The 21,947-nt window shown below is 39.3% G+C and carries 22 protein-coding genes; 18 read left to right on the top strand and 4 right to left on the bottom strand.

Translation table 11 applies throughout. The annotated features are described in order from the left end of the window. Position 1: 1 nt before the first annotated feature. The 18 genes from AB6T38_RS05890 (at position 2) to AB6T38_RS05805 (ending at position 17,753) form a co-directional block, all read left to right on the top strand. Complete coding sequence (locus tag AB6T38_RS05890) at positions 2–961, top strand: glycosyltransferase family 9 protein (RefSeq protein ID WP_372546422.1); 960 nt, start codon at positions 2–4, stop codon at positions 959–961. Further along, positions 954–2,006, top strand: coding sequence for a pseudaminic acid synthase (gene pseI / locus AB6T38_RS05885; protein ID WP_372546421.1), 1,053 nt, complete (start codon positions 954–956; stop codon positions 2,004–2,006). Before AB6T38_RS05890 ends, pseI begins: the two co-directional genes overlap by 8 nt. A 78-nt stretch (positions 2,007–2,084) precedes the next feature. After that, a complete protein-coding gene (gene pseG / locus AB6T38_RS05880; RefSeq protein ID WP_372546420.1) occupies positions 2,085–3,167 on the top strand; it encodes a UDP-2,4-diacetamido-2,4,6-trideoxy-beta-L-altropyranose hydrolase in 1,083 nt (360 codons plus the stop codon). A 7-nt stretch (positions 3,168–3,174) separates the two neighbouring features. After that, a complete protein-coding gene (locus AB6T38_RS05875; RefSeq protein WP_372546419.1) occupies positions 3,175–3,747 on the top strand; it encodes a GNAT family N-acetyltransferase in 573 nt (190 codons plus the stop codon). A gap of 11 nt (positions 3,748–3,758) precedes the next feature. Further along, positions 3,759–4,004: an acyl carrier protein gene (locus AB6T38_RS05870; protein WP_348491023.1), complete on the top strand. Its 246-nt coding sequence runs from the start codon at positions 3,759–3,761 to the stop codon at positions 4,002–4,004. Next, positions 3,982–4,722: an SDR family NAD(P)-dependent oxidoreductase gene (locus AB6T38_RS05865; RefSeq protein WP_372546418.1), complete on the top strand. Its 741-nt coding sequence runs from the start codon at positions 3,982–3,984 to the stop codon at positions 4,720–4,722. The genes AB6T38_RS05870 and AB6T38_RS05865 overlap by 23 nt, the downstream gene beginning before the upstream one ends. Before the next feature lie 3 nt (positions 4,723–4,725). Then, on the top strand, positions 4,726–6,138 hold the full coding sequence (locus tag AB6T38_RS05860) for an AMP-binding protein (protein ID WP_372546417.1): 1,413 nt from the start codon (positions 4,726–4,728) through the stop codon (positions 6,136–6,138). Further along, positions 6,138–7,247 (top strand): acyl-protein synthetase, encoded by a 1,110-nt coding sequence (locus tag AB6T38_RS05855; protein WP_372546416.1) that lies wholly within the window; start codon positions 6,138–6,140, stop codon positions 7,245–7,247. The genes AB6T38_RS05860 and AB6T38_RS05855 overlap by 1 nt, the downstream gene beginning before the upstream one ends. Continuing rightward, on the top strand, positions 7,244–8,416 hold the full coding sequence (locus tag AB6T38_RS05850; protein WP_372546415.1) for an acyl-CoA reductase: 1,173 nt from the start codon (positions 7,244–7,246) through the stop codon (positions 8,414–8,416). The genes AB6T38_RS05855 and AB6T38_RS05850 overlap by 4 nt, the downstream gene beginning before the upstream one ends. Before the next feature lie 122 nt (positions 8,417–8,538). Beyond that, positions 8,539–9,840: a phosphoenolpyruvate mutase gene (gene aepX / locus AB6T38_RS05845; protein WP_372546414.1), complete on the top strand. Its 1,302-nt coding sequence runs from the start codon at positions 8,539–8,541 to the stop codon at positions 9,838–9,840. After that, positions 9,840–10,967, top strand: a complete 1,128-nt coding sequence (gene aepY / locus AB6T38_RS05840) for a phosphonopyruvate decarboxylase (RefSeq protein WP_372546413.1) — start codon at positions 9,840–9,842, stop codon at positions 10,965–10,967. Before aepX ends, aepY begins: the two co-directional genes overlap by 1 nt. Continuing rightward, positions 10,964–12,058: a phosphonoacetaldehyde reductase gene (locus tag AB6T38_RS05835; protein WP_372546412.1), complete on the top strand. Its 1,095-nt coding sequence runs from the start codon at positions 10,964–10,966 to the stop codon at positions 12,056–12,058. The genes aepY and AB6T38_RS05835 overlap by 4 nt, the downstream gene beginning before the upstream one ends. Further along, a complete protein-coding gene (locus AB6T38_RS05830; protein ID WP_372546411.1) occupies positions 12,058–12,969 on the top strand; it encodes a LicD family protein in 912 nt (303 codons plus the stop codon). Before AB6T38_RS05835 ends, AB6T38_RS05830 begins: the two co-directional genes overlap by 1 nt. A gap of 2 nt (positions 12,970–12,971) precedes the next feature. After that, positions 12,972–14,177, top strand: coding sequence for a hypothetical protein (locus tag AB6T38_RS05825; RefSeq protein WP_372546410.1), 1,206 nt, complete (start codon positions 12,972–12,974; stop codon positions 14,175–14,177). 7 nt (positions 14,178–14,184) lie between these two features. Beyond that, the gene (locus AB6T38_RS05820; RefSeq protein WP_372546409.1) at positions 14,185–14,715 is read left to right on the top strand and encodes a hypothetical protein; all 531 of its coding nucleotides are present in this window, start codon (positions 14,185–14,187) and stop codon (positions 14,713–14,715) included. A gap of 6 nt (positions 14,716–14,721) precedes the next feature. Beyond that, entirely contained in the window at positions 14,722–15,906 is a 1,185-nt protein-coding gene (locus tag AB6T38_RS05815; RefSeq protein WP_372546408.1) for a glycosyltransferase family 2 protein, read from the top strand. A 59-nt stretch (positions 15,907–15,965) separates the two neighbouring features. After that, on the top strand, positions 15,966–16,730 hold the full coding sequence (locus tag AB6T38_RS05810) for a class I SAM-dependent methyltransferase (RefSeq protein WP_372546407.1): 765 nt from the start codon (positions 15,966–15,968) through the stop codon (positions 16,728–16,730). A gap of 66 nt (positions 16,731–16,796) precedes the next feature. Further along, positions 16,797–17,753, top strand: a complete 957-nt coding sequence (locus AB6T38_RS05805; protein ID WP_372546406.1) for a glycosyltransferase — start codon at positions 16,797–16,799, stop codon at positions 17,751–17,753. Between the two features lie 66 nt (positions 17,754–17,819). On the opposite strand, the gene AB6T38_RS05800 is transcribed toward AB6T38_RS05805, so the two are convergent. Genes AB6T38_RS05800 through AB6T38_RS05785 form a run of 4 tightly spaced genes read right to left on the bottom strand, consistent with a single transcriptional unit; the run spans position 17,820 to position 21,910 of the window. Beyond that, positions 17,820–18,809 (bottom strand): hypothetical protein, encoded by a 990-nt coding sequence (locus tag AB6T38_RS05800; RefSeq protein ID WP_372546405.1) that lies wholly within the window; start codon positions 18,807–18,809, stop codon positions 17,820–17,822. A gap of 3 nt (positions 18,810–18,812) precedes the next feature. Next, a complete protein-coding gene (locus AB6T38_RS05795; protein WP_372546404.1) occupies positions 18,813–20,045 on the bottom strand; it encodes an aminotransferase class III-fold pyridoxal phosphate-dependent enzyme in 1,233 nt (410 codons plus the stop codon). 3 nt (positions 20,046–20,048) lie between these two features. Next, the gene (locus AB6T38_RS05790) at positions 20,049–21,038 is read right to left on the bottom strand and encodes a class I SAM-dependent methyltransferase (RefSeq protein WP_372546403.1); all 990 of its coding nucleotides are present in this window, start codon (positions 21,036–21,038) and stop codon (positions 20,049–20,051) included. Between the two features lie 8 nt (positions 21,039–21,046). After that, the gene (locus AB6T38_RS05785) at positions 21,047–21,910 is read right to left on the bottom strand and encodes a radical SAM/SPASM domain-containing protein (protein WP_372546402.1); all 864 of its coding nucleotides are present in this window, start codon (positions 21,908–21,910) and stop codon (positions 21,047–21,049) included. Positions 21,911–21,947 lie beyond the last annotated feature (37 nt).

The following is a 21,947-nucleotide window of genomic DNA, read 5'->3' as shown; positions in this document are numbered from 1 at the left end:
TATGAGTAAAATATTGGTTATTCGCATGCTGGAAATGGGCGATGTTGCCAGTATTGCAGTGCCGACTATTCGTCAGTTGCAACGGCAAAATCCTCAAGCTGAAATTTATTGTTTAACCCATGGTTTAGGAGCTGATGTAGTTAAGCTTGCGGCTCCTAGTACCAAGGTATTAACCTTACCTAACCATGAATGGCCAGATAATATTCTACAGTCTTTGGAAGCGTTTCTTGGCTTAGCAGAAACCATCATTGAAATTGGTTTTGAACAGATAATTAACCTAGATACGGCATTTATGCCATGCGTACTTGCTCGCTTTCTTAAAGATGCGGGGGAGCCAGTGCAGGGCAACTATTTAAGTGTGCCGCTACAAAAATTAATTGAGCAAATACAGAATCAAAGTTTACTTCCTGAATACGTGAATAATGCGGGTGAGTACATGCATAGTACGTTTATGGGAATGAGTCGCTGGCACAGTCAATGGTGGATCAGTGATAACCTGCCTGACGGCGGCTATCCCGAATATTACTTAACCCGTTGCTGTGGCTTTAATAGCATGCCATTGGATTGGCATATTAATGTTGAGCCGGCACAAAAGTATCAAAATGCGAATCGACGCATTATTTATTTAGCGCTTAATGATCTGCAGTATCCTTATCCCCAATTAAATGAACTGAAAACAATACTGCAAAATAACGGCTATTTAGTGATACAAGATGATGAGCAGGAAAGCTTAGGTTTGCGTTTGCAGGGCTTGAAAGTCAGTGATCTTTTGGTTTGTTTACCCAATACGATGTTCTCTTTAGCCACTTGTGTGGAAACCCCCACATTGTTAATTCCTGGGCAGTTAGACCCGCGAATTTTGATGCCAGATTATGCCACAGACCAAGCCGATGAATTTCCAACGGCAAAGGAACTGGCACAGAGTATTACCTCAATATTTGAGGCTCAAGAAAATGCATGATATTGCCATTGGTGGGCGCTTAATCGGTCCATCTCATCCGCCTTTTATTATTGCTGAATTAAGCGGAAACCATAGCCAGAACTTTGAATTAGCCATAGCAATGGTGGAAGCGGCAGCAGAGGCTGGCGCACATGCGATAAAATTACAAACCTATACTGCCGATAGCATGACGTTAAATGTCGATTCTGTTGATTTTGTGATCCAGGAAAAAGACAGTTTATGGCACGGTGAAGCCTTACATGGTTTATATGCCAAAGCGTGCACACCCTACGAGTGGCATAGTCGTTTATTCGCGCGTGCAAAAGAGCTTGGCATGGAGGCGTTCAGTTCACCTTTTGATGAAGGTGCTGTGGATTTTCTTGAAACCTTAGAAGTCCCTTGTTACAAGGTTGCCTCCTTTGAACTTACCGATATTCCGTTGATACGCAAAGCTGCAGCCACCGGAAAGCCGTTAATTATGTCAACGGGTATGGCAACCTTAGGGGAAATTGAAGATGCGATAGAGTGTGCTAAAAAAGCGGGTTGCCAAGATATTATCCTGCTCAAATGCACTAGCACGTATCCGGCCGAACCAAGTAATACCAATTTAGTGACCATTCCCCACCTACAAGACGCTTTTAATACGCAAGTGGGCTTATCCGATCATACTGCCGGTATTGGTGTATCCATCGCTTCGGTGGCACTGGGGGCAACCGTTATAGAAAAACATTTTGTTCTTGATCGTAATGCTGGTGGCGTTGATGCCGCATTCTCATTAGAGCCAGATGAATTAAAATCCTTGGTACAAGAAAGCGAACGTGGGTTTGCCGCTATGGGCGAGGTGACCTATGGTGGAAGTGCTGCTGAGGAGAAATCAAAACATTACCGACGTTCTATTTTTGTTAGTGCGGATGTGCAACAAGGTCAAGTTTTAACCCGTGATAACCTTAGAATTGTGCGTCCCGCTAGTGGTCTAGCACCGAAACATTGGGATAGTGTTTTAGGTAAAGTGGCCAAACAAGATTTGCCCGCCGGAACAGCCTTGAGTTGGGAACTATTCGAATGAGAATTTTTAACCGTGCCTGGGTTAAAACTGCAGTAAACCATAAAGTTAACGCTAAAATCAGCACCCACTGAGTATTTTATGCCGCATATCTTATTTAGAGTCAATGCTGGAGCCTCGTCTGGTTTAGGGCATTTAATGCGCTGTTTAGCGCTGGCTCAAGCCATGGCGAAAAATCAGTTTACGCCTATTTTTATGCTGAATGACGAAGGGGCTAACATCGCTAAAAGTCGTCAGGATTGGGTTGGCGAGGTGATTGTTGTATCTGAATCTCAAGCAGATACACAAGCGATAGAAAAGATTGCTGAATATGGTCGATGTCATCCGGTTGACGCTATTGTCCTCGATGGATATGACTTTAGTTCTTTATATCGTCAACAGTTAGCACAATTAGGTTACCCCGTGATCTGTTTTGATGATATGAATAATTCAGGACACCTGCACGCTAACCTCATCATTAATGGTTCTGGCAGTGCTCATCAATTGAAATATGAAGATAATCAGCCTCGCGCTCAACTATGCATAGGTGAGAATTACCGTGTTTTGCGTCAAGAGTTTTGCGAACTTACTGAGCTGCCATTTGCACAGCGCCAATATTTAACCATTATGATGGGCGGAAGTGATCCTGCTAATTTAACCTTACCATTGCTGCAATGCTTACAAAATAAAGGCTTTAGTGGCAAACTAAAGGTCATTACTGGAGCAGCGTATTCGTTTTTAGATGAGTTGAATAAATTTATTCGGACATCTAAGTTGGACATCCAACATTTACATGACTGCCAGCAAATTGCCCATTCGTTTTTACAAACTCGCTTGGCTATCTCAGCAGCCGGTGGCAGTCAGTTCGAATTACAGGCAACTGCTACTCCCAGCTGTTTGCTCACGGTGGCAGACAATCAAGTTGGCGCTACCCAAGCTGCGGTAAAACAGGCTTGGTGTATTACTGAAGATTTTAGCGTTATCGCAAAAGGTAATGAAAATAGTAAAATGGTTGAACACCACAAGCGCACTCGTGTAGAAGACACAATAAAGAATGTTTTACGCTATTGGGGCGATGATGTAGCGTTATTGAAAATGCACCATCAAGGACTCAAAAGCCGTGATACTAATGGCGCACAACGGATCATCGAAAATATTCAGCAATTATGTTCTGACGAGGAATAATCTCATTATGGATGAAGAACAGGTGCTTAAGGGGTATCAGCTGAGTTTACGACAGGTTCAAGAGAGTGACCTGTCGCAACTGCGAACTTGGCGGAATGACCCGCAGGTTAGCCAATTTATGCTCTCTCAGGCAGAGATTACTGAAGAGCAGCAATCGGCTTGGTTTCGCAAAATCAGTCGGGATCCCAGCCAACAACATTTTATCATTGCCTATAAAGATCAAGATATTGGTAGTGTAAATATTCAATCCAGAGAGTTGGGTAAACCCCTTAATGAGGCACACTGCATAGAGCCGGGTTTGTATATTGGCGTGCCAAAATACCGAAATAATATAATTGCTTTTGCACCCACCTTATTGATTAATGATTACTGTTTTGAAACCTTAAAGTGTAAAAAGTTAGTCGCAAGAGTAAAGTCAGATAATCAAGCGGCCCTTAATTACAATCTCAAATTAGGTTATCAAATAGTCAATCGAGGGGATTTAATTGAAATTAGTTTGAATTTCGATGATTATCAACGGCATAGCAGTACACTTAAAGCCTTACTTTCCCGTACTCCTAGGCATAAAAGGGAGTCATAAAGGACATTTATATGAATAACCATCAACTCGTAAAACAAGCGTTTGCTGACAGTTTAGCTATACCGTTGGAAAAGGTAAGTGATGAATTAGCTTATAACACTATTCCAGAGTGGGACTCCACCGCGCACATGATTCTCATTGCGGAATTGGAAAACCAATTTAACGTTATGTTGGATACCGACGATATAATAGATATGAGTTCAGTGGCTAAGGCAAAAGAAATATTGGCTAAATATGAAATTGAGTTTGATGCTTAAGGACAAAACCGTATTGATCACCGGTGCTAGCAGCGGTATTGGTCGTGCAACAGCTATTGAATGCGCCAATCAGGGCGCATTTGTGTATTTGGCTGGGCGCAATACTGAACGACTGCAAGAACTGGCTAGCCAACTGGAGGACGCAACCGTATTAACCTATGACGTGACTGACGAGAGTGAGGTGAAACGTGGGTTTGCAACGATTATGAAACAGTCGGGGCAACTGCATGGCTTAGTAAACTGTGCTGGTGTCATGCAGGATTCTGGATTTATGCTGACGCGGAAAAGTGATCTTGAAAAGCAATTTGCCGTCAATAGCGTTTCCGCCTTTACGCATGCTCAACTCGCCATGCGACTAATGACTAAAAATCGACTTGGTAGCATCGTAAATCTTTGTTCTATTGTGGGTGAAAACGGCAGTGCAGGACAAGCGGCGTATGCAATGAGTAAAGCTGCTATTTCCGGTTTAACAAAGTCTTTGTCAAAAGAGCTAGGGCCACTTGGTATTCGTGTGAACGCTGTTGCCCCTGGTTTTATTGACACGCCAATGACCGCGTCCTATCTGGGAGAAAAACGTCAAGGCTTAATCGATGCCACTTCTTTGCAGCGGGCGGGGAGTCCCGAAGAGGTTGCTAAACTAATTAGCTTCTTGTTATCCGATAATGCCTCATTTATTACCGGTCAAATCATCGGTATTGATGGTGGGTTGAGCTTATAAATCATGTTTTATGACGCGCTTTCCCAACATGCTGAAAATATTGCTGCTATCGAAGGACAACAGCAACTTAGCTATGCTGAACTTGAACAGGCTTGCGAGGGCTTGGAAAAGGATTTACATCAGCGATTGGGTCTTAGTAAAGGCGTGATTTTCATTTTAGCCTTTAATGGTTTGTCTACCTTAGTGAGCTATTTGAGTGTATTGCGGCAAGGCCACTGTGCAATGTTACTTAGCCCGGATACCGATGATTCTGTTTTACAAAAATTGTATAACCAGTTTGAGCCTTGTGTGACCATAACCTGTTTGCCACAACAACAACGTAAAATTCAATATCATCAAACAAGCGCATGGTTGAATCATGGCAATGTGAGTTTATTACTATCTACCTCTGGTTCAACGGGGACGGCTAAACAAGTTGCCCTGAGCGCCCATAACTTGCAGGCTAACGCCGAGGCGATTTGTGATTACCTTCCCATAGAGGCAACGGATAAGACACTGTGTTCATTGCCTTTTTTCTATTCTTATGGGCTTTCAATCATCAACTCCCATTTGCACAAGGGCGCTTGTTGTGTGTTTACTGATGCAAGCCCCGTGAGTCGTGATTATTGGCAGTTGTTTGAACAACATCAGATCGCCAGTTTTGCTGGTGTGCCTTTTACCTATGAGATGTTGCTCAGATTGCGGTTTCATCACAAAACATTGCCGCATTTACGCTACTTTACCCAAGCCGGTGGTAAGCTTAACCTTGAAGCTGTCAAAACCTTAGGCGAGTTTGCTAATACCAATCAAAGTGAGTTTTATGTGATGTACGGCCAAACCGAAGCAAGTCCAAGAATGGCGTTTCTAAGGCCAGAGTTGGTCACACAAAAGCCCGAGTCTATTGGTCGTGCGATTCCAGGTGGACGATTTAAATTAGTCGATGAGCAAAATCAATTAATCGAGCAGGCTAATACGGTTGGTGAACTGTTTTATGCTGGTGCAAACGTGATGCTCGGTTATGTTAATAGTCTTGCTGATCTGAATGAACTATCTGTTGAACCAGACCAGCCTAAAAATGCATGGCTGGCCACAGGGGATTTAGCTTATTTTGATGATGACGGTGATTATTTTATTACTGGCAGAAAATCCCGATTTTTAAAGTTATTTGGATTGCGAATTGACCTCGATGAAGTGGAAAACAGTTTAGCAGAGCTAAATATTGCCGGATTAGCCACAGGTAACGATAGCCATCTGGTGATCGCCATTACCTCTGCAGAGCACGAACAATCGACTGTGGAAGTTAAAGGCTGGGTGAGCCAACGTTTCGATTTACACCCAAGTGTGATTAAAGTGCTTCACTATGCTGATTTGCCGTTAACTGAAAATGGCAAAAAGGATTATCAAGCTGTGCTTCAATCGGCATTGGGGAAAAGCTGATGAATAATGGGCACAATCCACTACTGGCAGAATACCTAAGTTCATTCGAAGAGCTGATGAGTGCAGACGTTTATGGGCTAAAGCAAGATAAAAAAGCGGCGTTATTGCTACCAGTTCTCAATAAATTACACCAACTTCATCAGTCTCAAAATACTCAATATCGACACATTGTCAATCAGCACACTGCTGAGCAACAAAAAATGGAAGAGCTTCCTTATTTAGCGGTACGTTTGTTTAAACACCTAAATTTAAAGAGTATCCCTGATACCGATGTGTTTAAAACCTTACAATCTTCAGGCACCACATCACAAACGCCAGCCACGATTTATTTAGATAAAGCCACCAGTGCAAGACAAAGTAAGGTATTGGTTAAAATTTTACAGCAGCGAATTGGCAAGCAACGTTTGCCCATGCTGATTATCGACTCCCCCGATATTCTTAAAAAACCTGAATTCAGTGCAAGAGCTGCGGGTATTCAAGGTTTGGCGTTTTTTGGTCGTGATCGTACCTATGCGTTAGACCAAAATATGCAGCCTAACTGGCCTGTTATCGAGGCATTTTGCCAAAAATACGCTGACCAACCGGTGTTGATTTTTGGTTTTACTTTTATGGTTTGGTTATATTTTATAGAAATGCTGCATCTTAGTGGCAAACGTATTGAGCTGCCTAAAGGTGTGGTTATTCATAGTGGGGGCTGGAAAAAGCTCATCGATCAACAAGTTGATAATGGTACTTTTAAACAACGCTTATTGGAAACAACTGGCATTTCAAGATGTTTCAATTTTTATGGTATGGCCGAGCAAGTGGGGTCAATTTTTGTGGAATGTGAAAAAGGTCATTTGCATGCCCCCGTCTTTGCCGATGTGCTGATCCGCGATCCCTTTACATTAAAACCAAGTGATATTGGCGAACAAGGTTTAGTGCAAGTTTTATCTGCTCTGCCAACTAGCTATCCAGGACACAGTTTATTGACCGAAGATCTCGGTGTACTAAAGGGAGTGGATGATTGTCCCTGTGGTGCCAAGGGTAAATACTTTGCTATTAATGGTCGACTACCTAAGACAGAAGTGCGCGGGTGCAGCGATACACATGCAGAGGCAATAACATGACTTCATTAACTATGTTAGCTCCAGTTAATGGCAATGTGGACGTCATGAATGAGCAGGCTTGTGATTTTACCTGTTTTGATCCCAAGGTGTTAAGTTTCATTGAGACTTTATCTAACACACTGTTAAAAGATAACGAAGCCAAAACCTATCCAGAATTAGTGGCCTTAGGGTTTTGGTTACGACAATCTAACCTGAAAAAAATACAAGGACTCGCTCCTGAAGGTATTGTGAAACCACTTGGCTGGGTGTTGCATTTTACGCCTGCAAATGTGGATACCATGTTTATTTACAGCTGGGTTTGTGCGTTATTGATGGGCAATAACAATGTTATCCGAGTGGCAACAAAAAGCACTGAATTAAGAGAATGCTTGCTGAATATCCTTAATCAGTTGTTTGCACAGCCTGAGTTTGTGCAATTAGGGGAACGTAATTTGTTCGTGCATTATCATAAGCAGTCAGACTATTCTGCGAAACTCAGCCTGAAGGCGGATGCTCGGGTAATATGGGGCGGGGATGAAAGTGTCAATGGAATTCGGCAATTACCCTCTCAGCCTCGTTGTCGCGATATTAGTTTTGCTGATAGATATTCGGCCTGTGTCATTAATGGGGCACAGTTAACCAATGAAAACCTACCAAAATTAGCCCAGTTATTATGGCAAGATACACATCCTCATGGTCAGTTAGCTTGTTCATCACCCAGATTGATTTACTGGTTAGGTGATACCGCGTTACAACGTAAATTGTTCCAACAGGTAAATCACTTAGCAGCGCAAAATGGACAAATGATAAACGCTTTGAATGATCATTTGGTTACCAGCCAGCTGTTAAAAACCACTGGGAAAGCCGCGGAGCCCATCATTCAAGAGGCCGTGGCGGTGATACCTGTTACCTGTTTTGATGACACCTGGCTAGATTGGCATCTTGGAGGAGGTTACTTTTTACTTTTGCCAATAAACAGCTTGGAGGATATCACTTCAGCAAGCAGTGCTAAACTGCAAACCTTGAGTTACTGGGGGCTAGAGCAACAGGCCTTAGTCAAGTTTGCTCAGCAACCGTCGATACAAGGAATAGATAGAGTTGTGCCTATTGGCAGAGCATTAGATTTTTCTCCGGTTTGGGATGGTTATCAATTATTAACCATGCTGTCACGGGGAGTAGAGGTTAAATGAAGTTTCCCTCACAAAACGGTTAGAAATAAAATAAATAAAACCAATAATGTATGAATAATTAAGCTTATTTTCTACTAGAAAAATAATCGCCTTTTATATAAATAAATGAGATGTAATAGTATATGACCAAAACAGTTTATGTGGGAATGAGCGCCGACTTAGTCCATCCAGGCCATTTGAATATAATTAAAAAAGCGGCTGAATTAGGTGAAGTAACCATCGGTTTATTAACAGATAAAGCCATTGCTAGTTACAAACGTGTCCCTTTCATGACGTTTGAGCAGCGCGAGCAAGTGATTCAAAATATTAAAGGAGTTGCTCGGGTTGTACCACAAACAACTTTAGATTACGTTCCTAACTTAGAAAAGTATAAGCCTGACTATGTCGTCCATGGTGATGATTGGCAACAAGGAGTGCAGAAAAAAGTTCGTCAAAGTGTGATTGATTGTTTAGCGCAATGGCAAGGTGAATTGGTTGAAGTCCCTTATACTCAAGGCATTTCTTCTACGGCACTGCATAAAGCCATGAAAGAAATTGGAACAACACCGCAGATTCGTTTGAAATCATTGAAACGTTTACTCTCAGCCAAACCATTATTACGATTTTTGGATATTCATAATGCCTTATCGGGTTTAATTATTGAAAATGTGAAAGTCACCACTGATAAAGGCCCTCAAGAGTTTGATGGTATGTGGGGTAGTAGCCTGACTGACTCAACAGCTAAGGGCAAGCCTGATATTGAAGCCGTTGACGTTTCGTCGCGGATGAATACGTTGAATGAAGTATTAGAAGTGACAACTAAGCCAATCATTTACGATGGTGATACTGGTGGTAAAACAGAGCATTTCGTTTTCACCGTAAAAACCTTAGAGCGCCTAGGGGTTTCAGCGGTAATAATTGAAGATAAAACTGGATTGAAGAAAAATTCATTGTTTGGCACCGAAGTGGCACAAACACAAGATAGTATTGAAAACTTTAGCCTGAAAATTCAGGCTGGCAAGCAGGCTCAAGCAACCAATGATTTTATGATCATTGCCAGAATTGAAAGTTTGATATTAGAAAAAGGTATTGATGATGCAATACAAAGAGCTGAGGCATTCCTAGATGCTGGAGCTGATGGCATCATGATCCATAGTCGTAATAAATCACCAGACGAAATTTTCGAGTTTTGTGACCGTTATGCGCAACTGAAAAATAAAAAGACCTTAGTCGTGGTGCCATCTAGTTACAATAGTGTCTATGAGTCTGAGTTAGCTGCCAAAGGTGCAAACATTGTTATTTATGCTAATCAACTGTTACGCAGTGCCTATCCGGCTATGGTTGATACCGCCACCTCCATTCTAACTAATGGTCGTTCCGCTGAAGTGGATGATAAAATGATGCCTATAAAAACCATATTAGAGTTAATTCCCGGTGGTAAGTAATGATTAACCCAAAAGGTTTTTGTGACCAGCTAACTAAATTCGGAATTGAGTTTTATTGTGGTGTCCCTGATTCACTTTTAAAAAACTTGTGTGCTTACATAGACGAAAATTTATCGCAGGAGCAGCATATTATTACAGCCAATGAAGGTAACGCTATTGGACTTGCGATGGGGCGGTATTTAGGCAGTGGTGCTCCAGCAGCCGTTTATATGCAAAATTCAGGCATTGGCAATGCCGTTAATCCACTTGCTTCGTTAGTTGATCCTGAAGTTTATAGTATCCCAATGTTGTTGATCATAGGCTGGCGTGGCGAACCAGGAGTCAGTGATGAACCGCAGCATGTTAAACAGGGGCGAGTAACGGAACAACAATTAGAAATCTTGGGTATTCCCTTTGTTATTATTGACAGTCAATCGGATATAGACTCGGTTTTACCTGGCCTTTTAGAGCAAATGACTCACGAAAGCAGAGCTGTTGCTATTCTGGTTAGAAAAAACACGTTTAGTAAACCTATCACTGCGGAGTCTAAATCCAGTTTATATAGATTAAAACGCGAAGATGCGCTGACTAGTTTATTGCAGGTATTTGATGCAAATGATGTTGTTATTTCGACCACTGGTAAAACTTCCCGTGAGGTATTTGAACTAAGAAAAAAACGCAACGAATCAGCTTGCGATTTTTTAACCGTAGGTGGCATGGGGCACACCTCTTCTATAGCAATGGGAGTGGCACTGAGCGCACCCGAAAAACGAGTGATTGCAATCGATGGCGATGGTTCAATGTTGATGCATTTAGGAGCCTTGCCTATTATCGGGCAGCATTCCAGTAGCAATTTAGTGCACATTGTACTGAACAATCAGAGTCACGAGTCAGTGGGAGGGCAACCCACAGTAGCAGGTGAGATTGACATGGAAATGCTGGCTAAAGCCAGTGGATATAAGGCTTATTATTGTGCATCAGATGAGCATTCTATTGCTTCTATTTGGTCAAGTTTAACCTTTAATACTGGCCCAGTTTTAATAGAGATTAAAATATCCCAAGGTTCAAGAGATGATTTAGGTCGGCCAACCAGCAGCCCCATTGAAAACAAAGAAGCTTTTATGCAACACGTTGGCAGTGAAAAATGACAGCTCTTTTCGCACAATATTCAGATGTGAATATTATCGAAACCAACGACTTCTTGGCGCAGTTACCTGAACTTATTTGCACTGGGACTATTCTGTTGGTTACCAGTAAAGGGTTTACTAAAAGAGGCTTAGTATCACAAATTATTAATACCGTTAGTGCCAATAGAGTGCGTGTTTTTGATGACGTAACGCCCAATCCTGAAAAAACCTTTTTGGAAAACAGTTATTCTGCATTCGCCCATGAAGATATTTCTACCATAGTAGCTTTGGGGGGCGGCAGTGCGATTGATACAGCCAAGGTGTTTGCTGCGCTAGTTAGTTATAAAAAGCAATCGCTAGGGCAATTATTAACTCGAAGTGATTTAGTATGCCAAATTAATCTTATTGCTATTCCTACAACGTCAGGAACGGGGGCGGAAGTAACGCCATTTGCAACGGTTTGGGAAGGAGAAGTTAACGCTAAACATTCCCTCTATGGGATAACACCCACAACAGCAATTTTAGATCCTAACTTAACGCTGACTTTACCTTATTCTGAGACGCTTTATCCTGCGTTAGATGCATTGTCTCACTCCTTAGAATCTTTATGGAATAAAAATAAGACTCAATTAAGCCAAGAGACTGCTATTCGTGCAATTGAGTTGATATGTGATGCACTACCTAGGGTGTTGAATAATTCGACTGATATTGATGGGAGAAAAAACCTACAAAGTGCGGCTACGCTTGCTGGATTAGCAATATCCACGACTAAAACGGCCCTTGCCCATGCAATTTCGTATCCACTTACTTTACAGTATGGTGTGCCCCATGGTTTAGCATGCAGTTTTAGTTTGTTAGCAATATTAGAAGTAGTTGGTGAACACGAATTAAATTTACCGATGAGCTTAAAGCCCAAAATAACAAGACTGTTAACCACCATAGATTTTAATCAAGAGTTAGCCCCTATGGTTAATTGGGCTGAAGTTCAAGACTTAGCGAAACTCGAGTTTAACCAAAGCCGAACAGCCAATTTTATTATTCCAGTTGATAGTGCTCTCATTTCAAAAATACTAATGTGTAGCCAAAAAATAGCAGAGGAAGATAAGTCATAATGAAAGTCAAAACTCTTTTATTTGGTGCAGGACCAGGCGCAGGGTACTTTATCGATAATACACGAAAAGAACGAAATTTTGTTGGGATTTTAGACAACGATAGTCACAAAGTTGGTCGTGTAATTTTTGATTTAAATGTTTATGCACCACAAGCTTTGCGTGATATAGACTACGACGAAATTGTAATTACCACCCAATGGGCAATGGCAGTTAAGGCGCAATTAATAGAAGAGTTTAATGTGCCAGAAGAAAAAGTTGTTTTGCCCGTAAAAAATCAATTAAAGAGTGAGTTACCCTTTAATTGTGAAGGTAGTTTATTACTAGGTCGAAAAATTATTAAAGGCCTAAATCGCTTAGCTGTTGCCAACAAAATTCCTTTAGTCATTGATTTTGGTACTTTATTAGGTTTAGTTCGTGATCAAGATATTATTCCGTGGGATGATGATATCGATTTTGCTGCCCCGCAGAATAACGCTGAAGAAATTGAATCTTTAGTGGTTAATTTCGTTGAGAATAACCCGGAAATAGATTGGCGTATTGAAAAAGTCACAGATAGTAATGATTTAACCACCTCTGTTTTATTAAAATTCACGTCTGATTCAGAAGATCTCTTAGTTTTTACCACGTCCATTTCCTTCAGGAAAGAACAAGATGGTAAATCAATCCATTTGCCTAGTATGGGTATGTGGTATGCCCCTGAGCATCACTTTAATGACTTTTCTGTTATTCAATGGCTGGGAGAAAAAGTTCAAGTGCCTGCTGATTATCAAGCTTATCTAACGTTTCAGTATGGTGATTGGGAAACCCCGAAAAAAGATATCAAGTTGACAGACTATGCTCACCTACAAGAAGTTAGTTTTGCTGATATCAAGGCAGAGAAAAGAATTTTACAATCTATCACAAAGGGCTAATTGTGCTTTCTGCTAATTTACTGAGCTTGCTAAAAAAAATAAAGCCTATTTCACCGCAACAAATAGGTAAGTATTCGTTTATGTTATTTGGCACGGGGGGCTATGCAAAAGATATCTATCAACAACATCAGTCACGTGTATCTGCGGTAATTGAATATAAAGATCGAATTCTGCTCGGTAAACCCTGTTTTACATCTCAATTGATTTTACCAGAAGAGGCAAAAGGCTGTGTTTTAATTGGTTCTGATATAGGAAATTATCAATATAATCAATTAAAAAGTTTGGCAGAAACTGATCATAGCCAAATAGAAGATATTTTATTGGTCGATCCTTTTATTGATTTCAGAAATATCAATAAAAAACCACCAGAACAGAGTATTGTTTTACTTGAACATGCCAGCGGAGTTGCCAGACACGGGCCTTTATTGAGGCAATTTAGAGATTATTTTGAAAGGCAAGGCCTTGCGGTAACGTCATTGTGCCCGCTTACTCTGTATTATTATCCTCAATACATAAACTGTCGAGATGTCGTCATATTTAGTGGGCAAAGAGATTTGTATGATATTGGTCGCCATGTTTTTTCTACAAAAAAAATCACCTATATGGAATATGGTTTTTTCCCCCAAGCTGAGCATTTTTATTTAGATAAATTAGGGGTAAGCCAAGATTCAAGTTTGATGATAGATGATTTGAGTTGGGTTGAGCCTAAGCATCTAAAAAAGTTAAATCAGGTGCGACAAAATTTTTTAGCTAATTTCGAACACGTAGCTAATGATTATGTATTAGTGCCTTTACAAGTGCCTGATGATCCTAATATTGTAAAATGCTCTCGGTTTAAAAAAGGTATGCAGGAGTTTATTGACTATATTGTTAATTTTTATCCCCAAGATCAAGTTATTATGTTTAAACCTCACCCCAAAGACCCCAATATAGCTCAATATGATTATAGAGGTAAATCCCATTCGGATATGCCATTTTTAACGTTACTAAGACGGGCATCGTGTGTCCATGGGGTAACATCAGGTGCATTATATGAAGCAGCTTTAGCAGGAATTGATGTGGAGACTGAAGGAACATCAATCTTGGCCAAGCATCAGTATCAAAAAGATAAGTTGTTTGCTGCTATGGTCGATAGGCAAGTATGTCATAATGGAGATAACTTGTTGCATGTTTTACAAAAGTATTCTCATTTAAATACTGTGGAATGATACAAAAATGAAAAAAGTATATTTGGGTTGTGGCAACGATCGTAAACAAGGGTATTTACACAGTGATATAAGGCCTATAGAAGGCATAGACTTTATTTGCCAAGCGTGGGAACTCAGCCAGCATGGTCAGGGGTTCAATGAAATATACAGTCGGCATATGTTTGAGCATCTGACGGCAATGGAAGGTGAAAGTGCGCTTAAAGATTGGTTTAAAGCTCTAATGCCCGGTGGATTATTACATATCATAGTGCCCAATATGGATTACCATTGTGAGCAATGGTTAAAGGCTGAATGGAACGAACAAACAATAAAAGAAAAATGGTCAGATGCCCGCCATGCCTTTGCTAGTATCTTTGGCTGGCAAAGAGAATGTAATCCAGCTCAAATGAATTATAATCAATCTTATTGGGATGTACATAAATCAGGCTATAACAAACGGCGTATGCAATACGTATTGGAAAGAAATGGCTATGTTGATATCAATATCTATGTGCAAGATGACATTCATCTAGTTGCTAAAGCAAAAAGGCCTTATTAGATTGGTATGAAGGACAAACCATACTTTTCCATTATCATTCCGGTGTATAACCGAGTGTCATCACTTAAAAGGGCTTTAGTTTCTGTAATTCAACAAGATTTTCCTGATTTTGAAGTGATAGTCGTTGATGACGGCTCTACCCCCCAGTTTGCTCAAGACATTGCACGTACGGTAAATGATATTGGTAATAGTAAGATTCAATTAATTCGTTATGAAAAAAATATCAACGGAGCTTATGCTAGAAATGTTGGTATTAAAGCGTCAACAGGACAATATATTTGTCTGTTAGATTCTGACGATGAATGGACTCAAAATAAGTTATCAACAATTTATCATTACACAAAACAAAACTCGACACAATTTGTATACCACCAATGCCGAATTTCATCTGGTAAGGTTATTCCTAGTAGCGGGATCGCTTCTTGTGAACGATATACTGAATATTGTTTCGTTCGAAATCAGCGTGTTGGAGCCCCTACATCAACAATTACTATTTTACGAAAGCTAGCTCTTGCTAATCTTTTTGACTCTTCACTTTCAGGTCATCAAGATTGGGATTTTTGCCTAAGGCTCGAAAAAAAAGGCATACAGTTTGATTTTATAGACAAGGCCTTGTGTATTAGGCATAAATCTAACCATGATAGTGTTGGCCAAAATATTAGTTTTGAATATTCACTCCACTTTTTTAAAGAGAGAAAAGAGTTTTTTTCCGTGCGTTCAGCAAGTTATTTTCATCGATTAACCTTGCTGCCTAAAGCTGTTAAAGAGTTAAGGATATTTAGTGCACTTTGTCGTTCGGCATATTTTTGGATTATGCTGCTCTTTTTGAAAAGAGAAGGGGTAGACGCAATTGTGGACGGCGTGCGAAAAGTTGTCGCCATAAATCAAAGGTTAAAAAAATTAAAGCGGAAGTTGACAAATAGAGATGGACATATTTTTATTTATGGCGATAACTATTATGGGCAAATAGTTAACGATAGCTTAGGTAAAAAGGTGGTGTGTTTTTTAGATAGTTCGCCTCTTCGTGACTCCATTAATGGTAAGCCTATTAAACCCATGAGCTATTTAAAAGAAGTGGAATTTGAACAAGTCGCTGCCATAATTCTTGCTACTGATAAACACGAAAAAGTTATGACGAAAAACGTTTTAGAAAACAGTCAATATCTAGAAAATAAAATCATATGTTTTTAGCATTAGCCGATACACAATAGTAAGTAAAAGAATTATTTTAGCGGATGTAATGACAGGTTATGGAAGTAGCTAGAGAGATACGGCGTTTTAAAAGGTGGACAAAAGTTTGGGGGCTGAATCGAATATGCCCGTTTTGTTGCAGGCCGCAACGCAATTTCATGCCAGCAGGTTTAAAGTCGCCCCTCTTTGAGGAGATGGATATTGTTGGTGGAGGATATAGGAGTAATGCCAAGTGTTTGGTTTGCGGCTCTATGGATAGAGAACGTCTAATTTACCTCTATTTAAAAAACAAAACGGACATTTTGCAAGGACATAAAAAAGTATTGCATATTGCTCCTGAGCCTGTGTTGATGAAAACTCTCGCTCATCGTGTCAAACAAAATTATATTAGAGCTAATATTAAAGGCTCTAGAGCAGATGTGTTCTTGGATGTCAGAGCCTTGCCATTTAGTGACAATGCTTTTGATTTCGTAATCACGAATCATGTTTTAGAGCATGTACATGAAGATAAAATGGCGATTTCAGAAATTAAACGTGTAATGAAACAAGATACAGGGATAAGTATTTTACAGGTTCCTTTAGCTCGAAATTTAATGAAAACGAGATATGATCCGAATATTAATAGCAATGAACAACGTCTGGCTCATTTTGGTCAAGAAGATCATGTTAGGTTATATGGTCGAGATTACAGTGAATTATTACAAAATGCAGGCTTAAGTATCGAAGTGTTTGATTGGAGCAAGGATAAGTCAATGTCTGCAAATAAAAACCGTTATGGGTTGATAGAACACGAAAAAGTATATGTTTGTCGTAAAAAAAAATAACATGCCTCGGCAGAACTTCGGTCAGCAATTGACCGTTAACAGGGCACTAAACTATGGGTTAAACTATTGAGCATTCCCAAGCTTACGATCGCAATCTGTACATTTAATAGAAGCGAATTTTTGTCTATTTGCCTAGAGCATTTGTTACCACAAATTGATAGTCAATTTGAAGTGTTAATCGTCGATAATAACTCTACAGATGACACTTACAATGTAGTTGTTAATTTGCAGAAAAACAATCCATCAATTAAATACGTGTTTTGTGCTACTCAAGGACTCAGTTACGCTCGAAATGATGCGGTAAAAAATTGCCAGTCACCTTGGTTATCTTTCCTCGATGACGATGCTTACCCTGCGAAAGACTGGTTAAAAAACAATATTAGTCTAATTGAATCAAATAAATATGAAGCTTTCGGTGGAGTGTACTTACCTTGGTACTACGTTGGCAAAAAAGATTGGTTCTTTACTTCATATGAGTCTAACGCGACTTTTATGCCTAAGGAGCAAGAAAAACGATTAAAAGTCAATGAGCCTTATTTTTCTGGTGGAAATTGTACATTTAAAGTAGATTTGTTGCGTGATATCGGAGGCTTTTCTGCTCAATTAGGAATGAACGGTAATGCTATGGGCTATGGTGAGGAAGTCGCTGCACAACGGGCAATTGCTGCTGATGGAGGACGGTTAGGCTTCAGCAGAAATATGATTATTTATCATTATGTGCCTCTGCGTAAACAAACCATATCTTGGGCATGGAAAAAAGCTTACAAAATCGGTAGAGACTTTTGGTTTATTTGGGATAAACCGGTTACGTTGCATAACTTCAAGTTTTATTTAGTGAAAAAAACGAAAAAGTGTTTTACGCAAACTAAAAGGTGTATTAGTAATTGGTCTCGCACAAAAAACAATTATAGTTGGAAAAATGCTTTGTACGAGATGGCTGGATGGGCTGGTTTATTGGGCTTATTGATTGGCAGTGTCAAGCGGTTATATCGAGATTACAAATTTAAACCCAACGAACACTAGACATACTATTGTTGATGATATCCCGTTAGTTGTGTGATTGTAGCTAGTTTGGAAAATAAATTTTATTCATTTCAATGATTTTAAATCAACATAATCAATGTAGTCTTTTAATAATGAGGTGTTGGTGCAAGTTGCAAAGCGTATATTATTTTTTTTCATAATGTGTTCATCAACTAAACTAAGATATTCCATTATGGGTAGAGCATTGTAACGTTCTGTCGTTTTCTTTTGTGCCGTAGCATGTTTAGCCTCTGGAGTCGGATCAAAGTTTCCTCGCAGGTAATCGTCAGTCGTTGCCGCTTTAATATCTATATACGATTGGCTTAAAGAGGGAGGATGATCCCAAAAATATTTCGAGTTATTTAAATCTACTCCAAGTAAATAAATATTTTTGTAACCCATTTGATAGCTGAAATGAATCGCGCAATCTAATGTTGATGAATGGTGGAGGAGGTGGTTTTTATTGGAATACCACTTTTTGATAATACGTTTTATTAAGTTCACAGATGTACTTTTAGGAACCGAAGGTGAGTACAAATATAAATTGCCATTTTCATCACATAATTTACCTTCCTTTCGGCGCATTATGTGGCGTATTTGCATAAACACTGATTCATTTCTACGTGACTTATCACTAAGTAAATGTTGGTTTACACAAGTCAATGAAAGTGGGGACTGGCCTAGTTCAATCATATGATAAGTCGGGCGAAAATCATGAGCATAAAAATAATTAACGCCTATGCTGTCATGTCGATTAATGATTCCCCAATCACTCTCGGTTAAATCGTTGATGCTTGCCCCACAACCAAGAACAAAAATGGTGTCACTGGAGCGTTCAATATTTTTTAAATTTAATTTTTTACCTGGGTAATAAGGTACTTCTTGATAAAACTTTTTTGCTAAGTACTGATCCCAATAATAATTTATAAGCTCTTGAGTTTGCTGCTTGTCTAACCTCCAAAAGTGGCCTAATGAACTTGCAATAAAACTCTTTAACTTGAAAAGGTATGGGGCATAAACTCGATAAGCTTTTGTCTTAAAGTGTAACGGCTGCATCACCTATGCCTCTATAGCTTTAGCGGCGTAAATAATTTTTTCTATAACCTCTGTTAACAATTTTTCATTTTGCGATGCTGGCATACAAATAATACCGTTTGTTGGCCACAAAACGCCCTGTTGCAGCATCACTGTTCTAAACGAGGTTTGTTTTTCCGCCGATATTTCAAAACTATCTCGTTGTTTTCGGTTTTTAATTTTTTGATCAGTAAAATAAATTCTATTGATTGAACCGCTACCATCAGCATTGAATTTTATTTTGTGCTCTTGAAAAGCCTGATTTAGCTTGGTTAAAAAGAAATCTGTTAAGTGTTTAATTTTTGTATAAGTTTGCGGGGTTAATTGATCTAGCGTAGCTAAACCTGCTGCGGCAGATATTGGATTGGCTGAGAATGTACCACCAGTCAATATTTGTTTGCTTTTGTCAGCAAATGTATTGACAAACACTTGATTATTAAAGGCAACTAACCCAAGAGGGAGTCCGCCGCCAAGTACTTTTCCATAAGTTACAATATCTGGCTTTAAGTCCATTAGATCTGCAGCTCCACCGGGTGCTACTCTAAAGCCTGTGATTATTTCATCGTAAATAACTAAAATGCCTAACTTTCGACAGTATTCTGTAAGTTTAGATAAAAAAGGGGAGATATTAGGTTGCGGATTAGAGCCTTGAATTGGCTCAATTATAATAGCGGCTAAATTTGTTGCATTATCATCAATAATTTCCCAAACGGCATCGTCATTGTATGGAAGCAATAAAGAATATTCTAGCGCAACGCTTGGGATCCCGTTGTCTGCTCTGACAATTGATTGACCAAATCTTCCACCGTCATCTAATAGCGTCCATTCATTCATACCATGCCACCCACCTTGAAAAGAGGCTATGTGTGTTTTACCTGTAGCTGCCCGAGCAAGTCTAATAGCCCTTTGTGTGGCTTCACTTCCAGTATTGCAATAAATATGATTGGTTAGTTCAGATGGAATTAGTTGAGAAACTTTATTGCTAAGGGCTTGTACGTTAGGGTTGTTTTGTAAGAATAATGAACTTTTTTCGCTTTGCCGTTTGATTTTTTCCACAACCGCGTTGTGTGAATGGCCTAATATAAGGGAGCCTGCACCCATAACCATATCGATAAAAGGACGGTCGTCTGAGTCATATAAATAGTTGCCGTGTGCACGAATGAATTGCTTAGCCTGATGACTATAACCTGGGTTGATTATACGATACGGTTTTTTCATGTTTTATTTTGGCTTCCGTGCAACTACCAGCATATTACCGGCATTTTTTGTTTGTGAAATTAATTGAATAAATCCATCTTTAAACTCTGCATCTTTAAATTTTTCTTTAAGAAATGCTCCTATATTCACGTCGTATTTGGTGGATTTCGCAAGTAACTTTTCTATGTAACTAACATCTAACGAACCGTTTGGTGTAAGAATTTCAATTAATTCAAAATCATGTTTATTAAGCAGTATTTTAATACTATTTGGATTAAACAAATTTATGTGTCCAGGGGGAAGCAACTGGACATGATCTTTGCCAGCAATTTCCCATTCAAAGCTTGAAGTATTGGGAGTAGAGAAAAACCAATATCCACCTGGCTTCAACAAGTTAAATAATTTAGTACAAAACGTATCAATTTGATCAATATGCTCTAAGGTATCCCACAAAGAAATACCATCGTATTGAGCGGTGTTTGGGAGATTTTGCATCCAATCGTTAAATAGGGTGACCTTAGGAAATCGTTTACGTAACCTTTCACACGCATCTTCACTAGGTTCGCAGCAACTAATATTCAATTTGGTGTTAGCACGGTTTAATGCTTCAATAAAAATACCGATAGCACTGCCTATATCTAATAAATTTCCTGCATCCAAATATTGCTGAATGATCTTAATTCGATAATCAAAAATCGGTATACGATTTTCAAAGGAGTCTTCAAAAAATTGATTTTCGAACTCACCCATTTCTCCATTATAATAACAGTTTAATTGCTCACGATTTGGCATTGGGTTACAGAATATTTGTTGACACTTATGACACTTATCTAAACGAAACCCAAACTTTTCGACGTAGAATGAAAATTCGGTACTCTGGCATATAGGACAAGCACTTGCTGGATTATTTGTATTGTAAATTTGATGACAGGCTAGTGCAGATAAATGCATCATATCCATTAGTTTTTTTTGTTTTGTCTGGGTATGTATTTTGTCAAAAGTAATATTGTTCATTCGATTACTCATTTGCTAATAATTGGCCGCCATAATTTAGCATGTTCGTGACCATGTAATGTGCCATCTGTATTGCATCCGCTACAAGGAACACAAGTTCTAGAGCCGTTAAGCAATTTCCGCCTAAATTGATTGTAGTATGGAGAGTTCCAGATTTTGAATAAAGATTGATTGGTCAAATTACCAAACTTCACTTTATGATTCCAATCTTGCATACATAATAAAACATCACCATTCCAATCTAACGTTAAAGAGTAGGCGGTATAATAACAGGGGTGTTTAATATCTATGGGTGCTTGGTCACCTATATTTATCATGCCAGCTCTATTGGTTAATTTAAGTCCGAAACTATCTTCTTCATTATGCCAGCGGTCACGCAAAATATAACGGTCTTGGCTTAAACCACAAGCTTTAAACTTTTGCTTAAATTCTTCAATTTGATGTTCGCCATCATACATACTAACCACAAAATAATCTAAGCCGGCTTCTGAAAGTTGGGTTATTTTTTTCTCATTGAGGAAGTCGCCGTTTGTCACCATTTCTAATCTACAAACATCCTTAAAAATGGCTACCAATTTTGTGAATTTTGGGTGCATCATTGGTTCACCGAAACCAGAAAAGACGACTACCCCTTGATATTTTAAAGCGCGTAATTCGTCAGCAATTTGTTGCGCTAGTTTTAAGTCCATGTGTAAATGTTGATTTGGGTATTCTTGTTCATCAACACGGGGACAAAAGACACATTTACGATTGCACAACTCAGTAGGATTAATATCGATCCAGCTAAAAAGTGGTTTATCCTCAATCACTTGTACGTCATCGATATAAACTGATTTTCGTCTCAAATTTGATTTTGTGGCTTCGTTTAACATTTTGTACCTTATTTTTACATGAACCAATTTAGGGTGT

Origin of the sequence: Aliiglaciecola sp. SL4 (assembly GCF_041538045.1) — a bacterium.
GTDB lineage: Bacteria > Pseudomonadota > Gammaproteobacteria > Enterobacterales > Alteromonadaceae > Aliiglaciecola.
The sequence above is the reverse complement of the archived record's forward strand: the minus strand, read 5'-3'. Positions and strand labels throughout refer to the sequence as shown.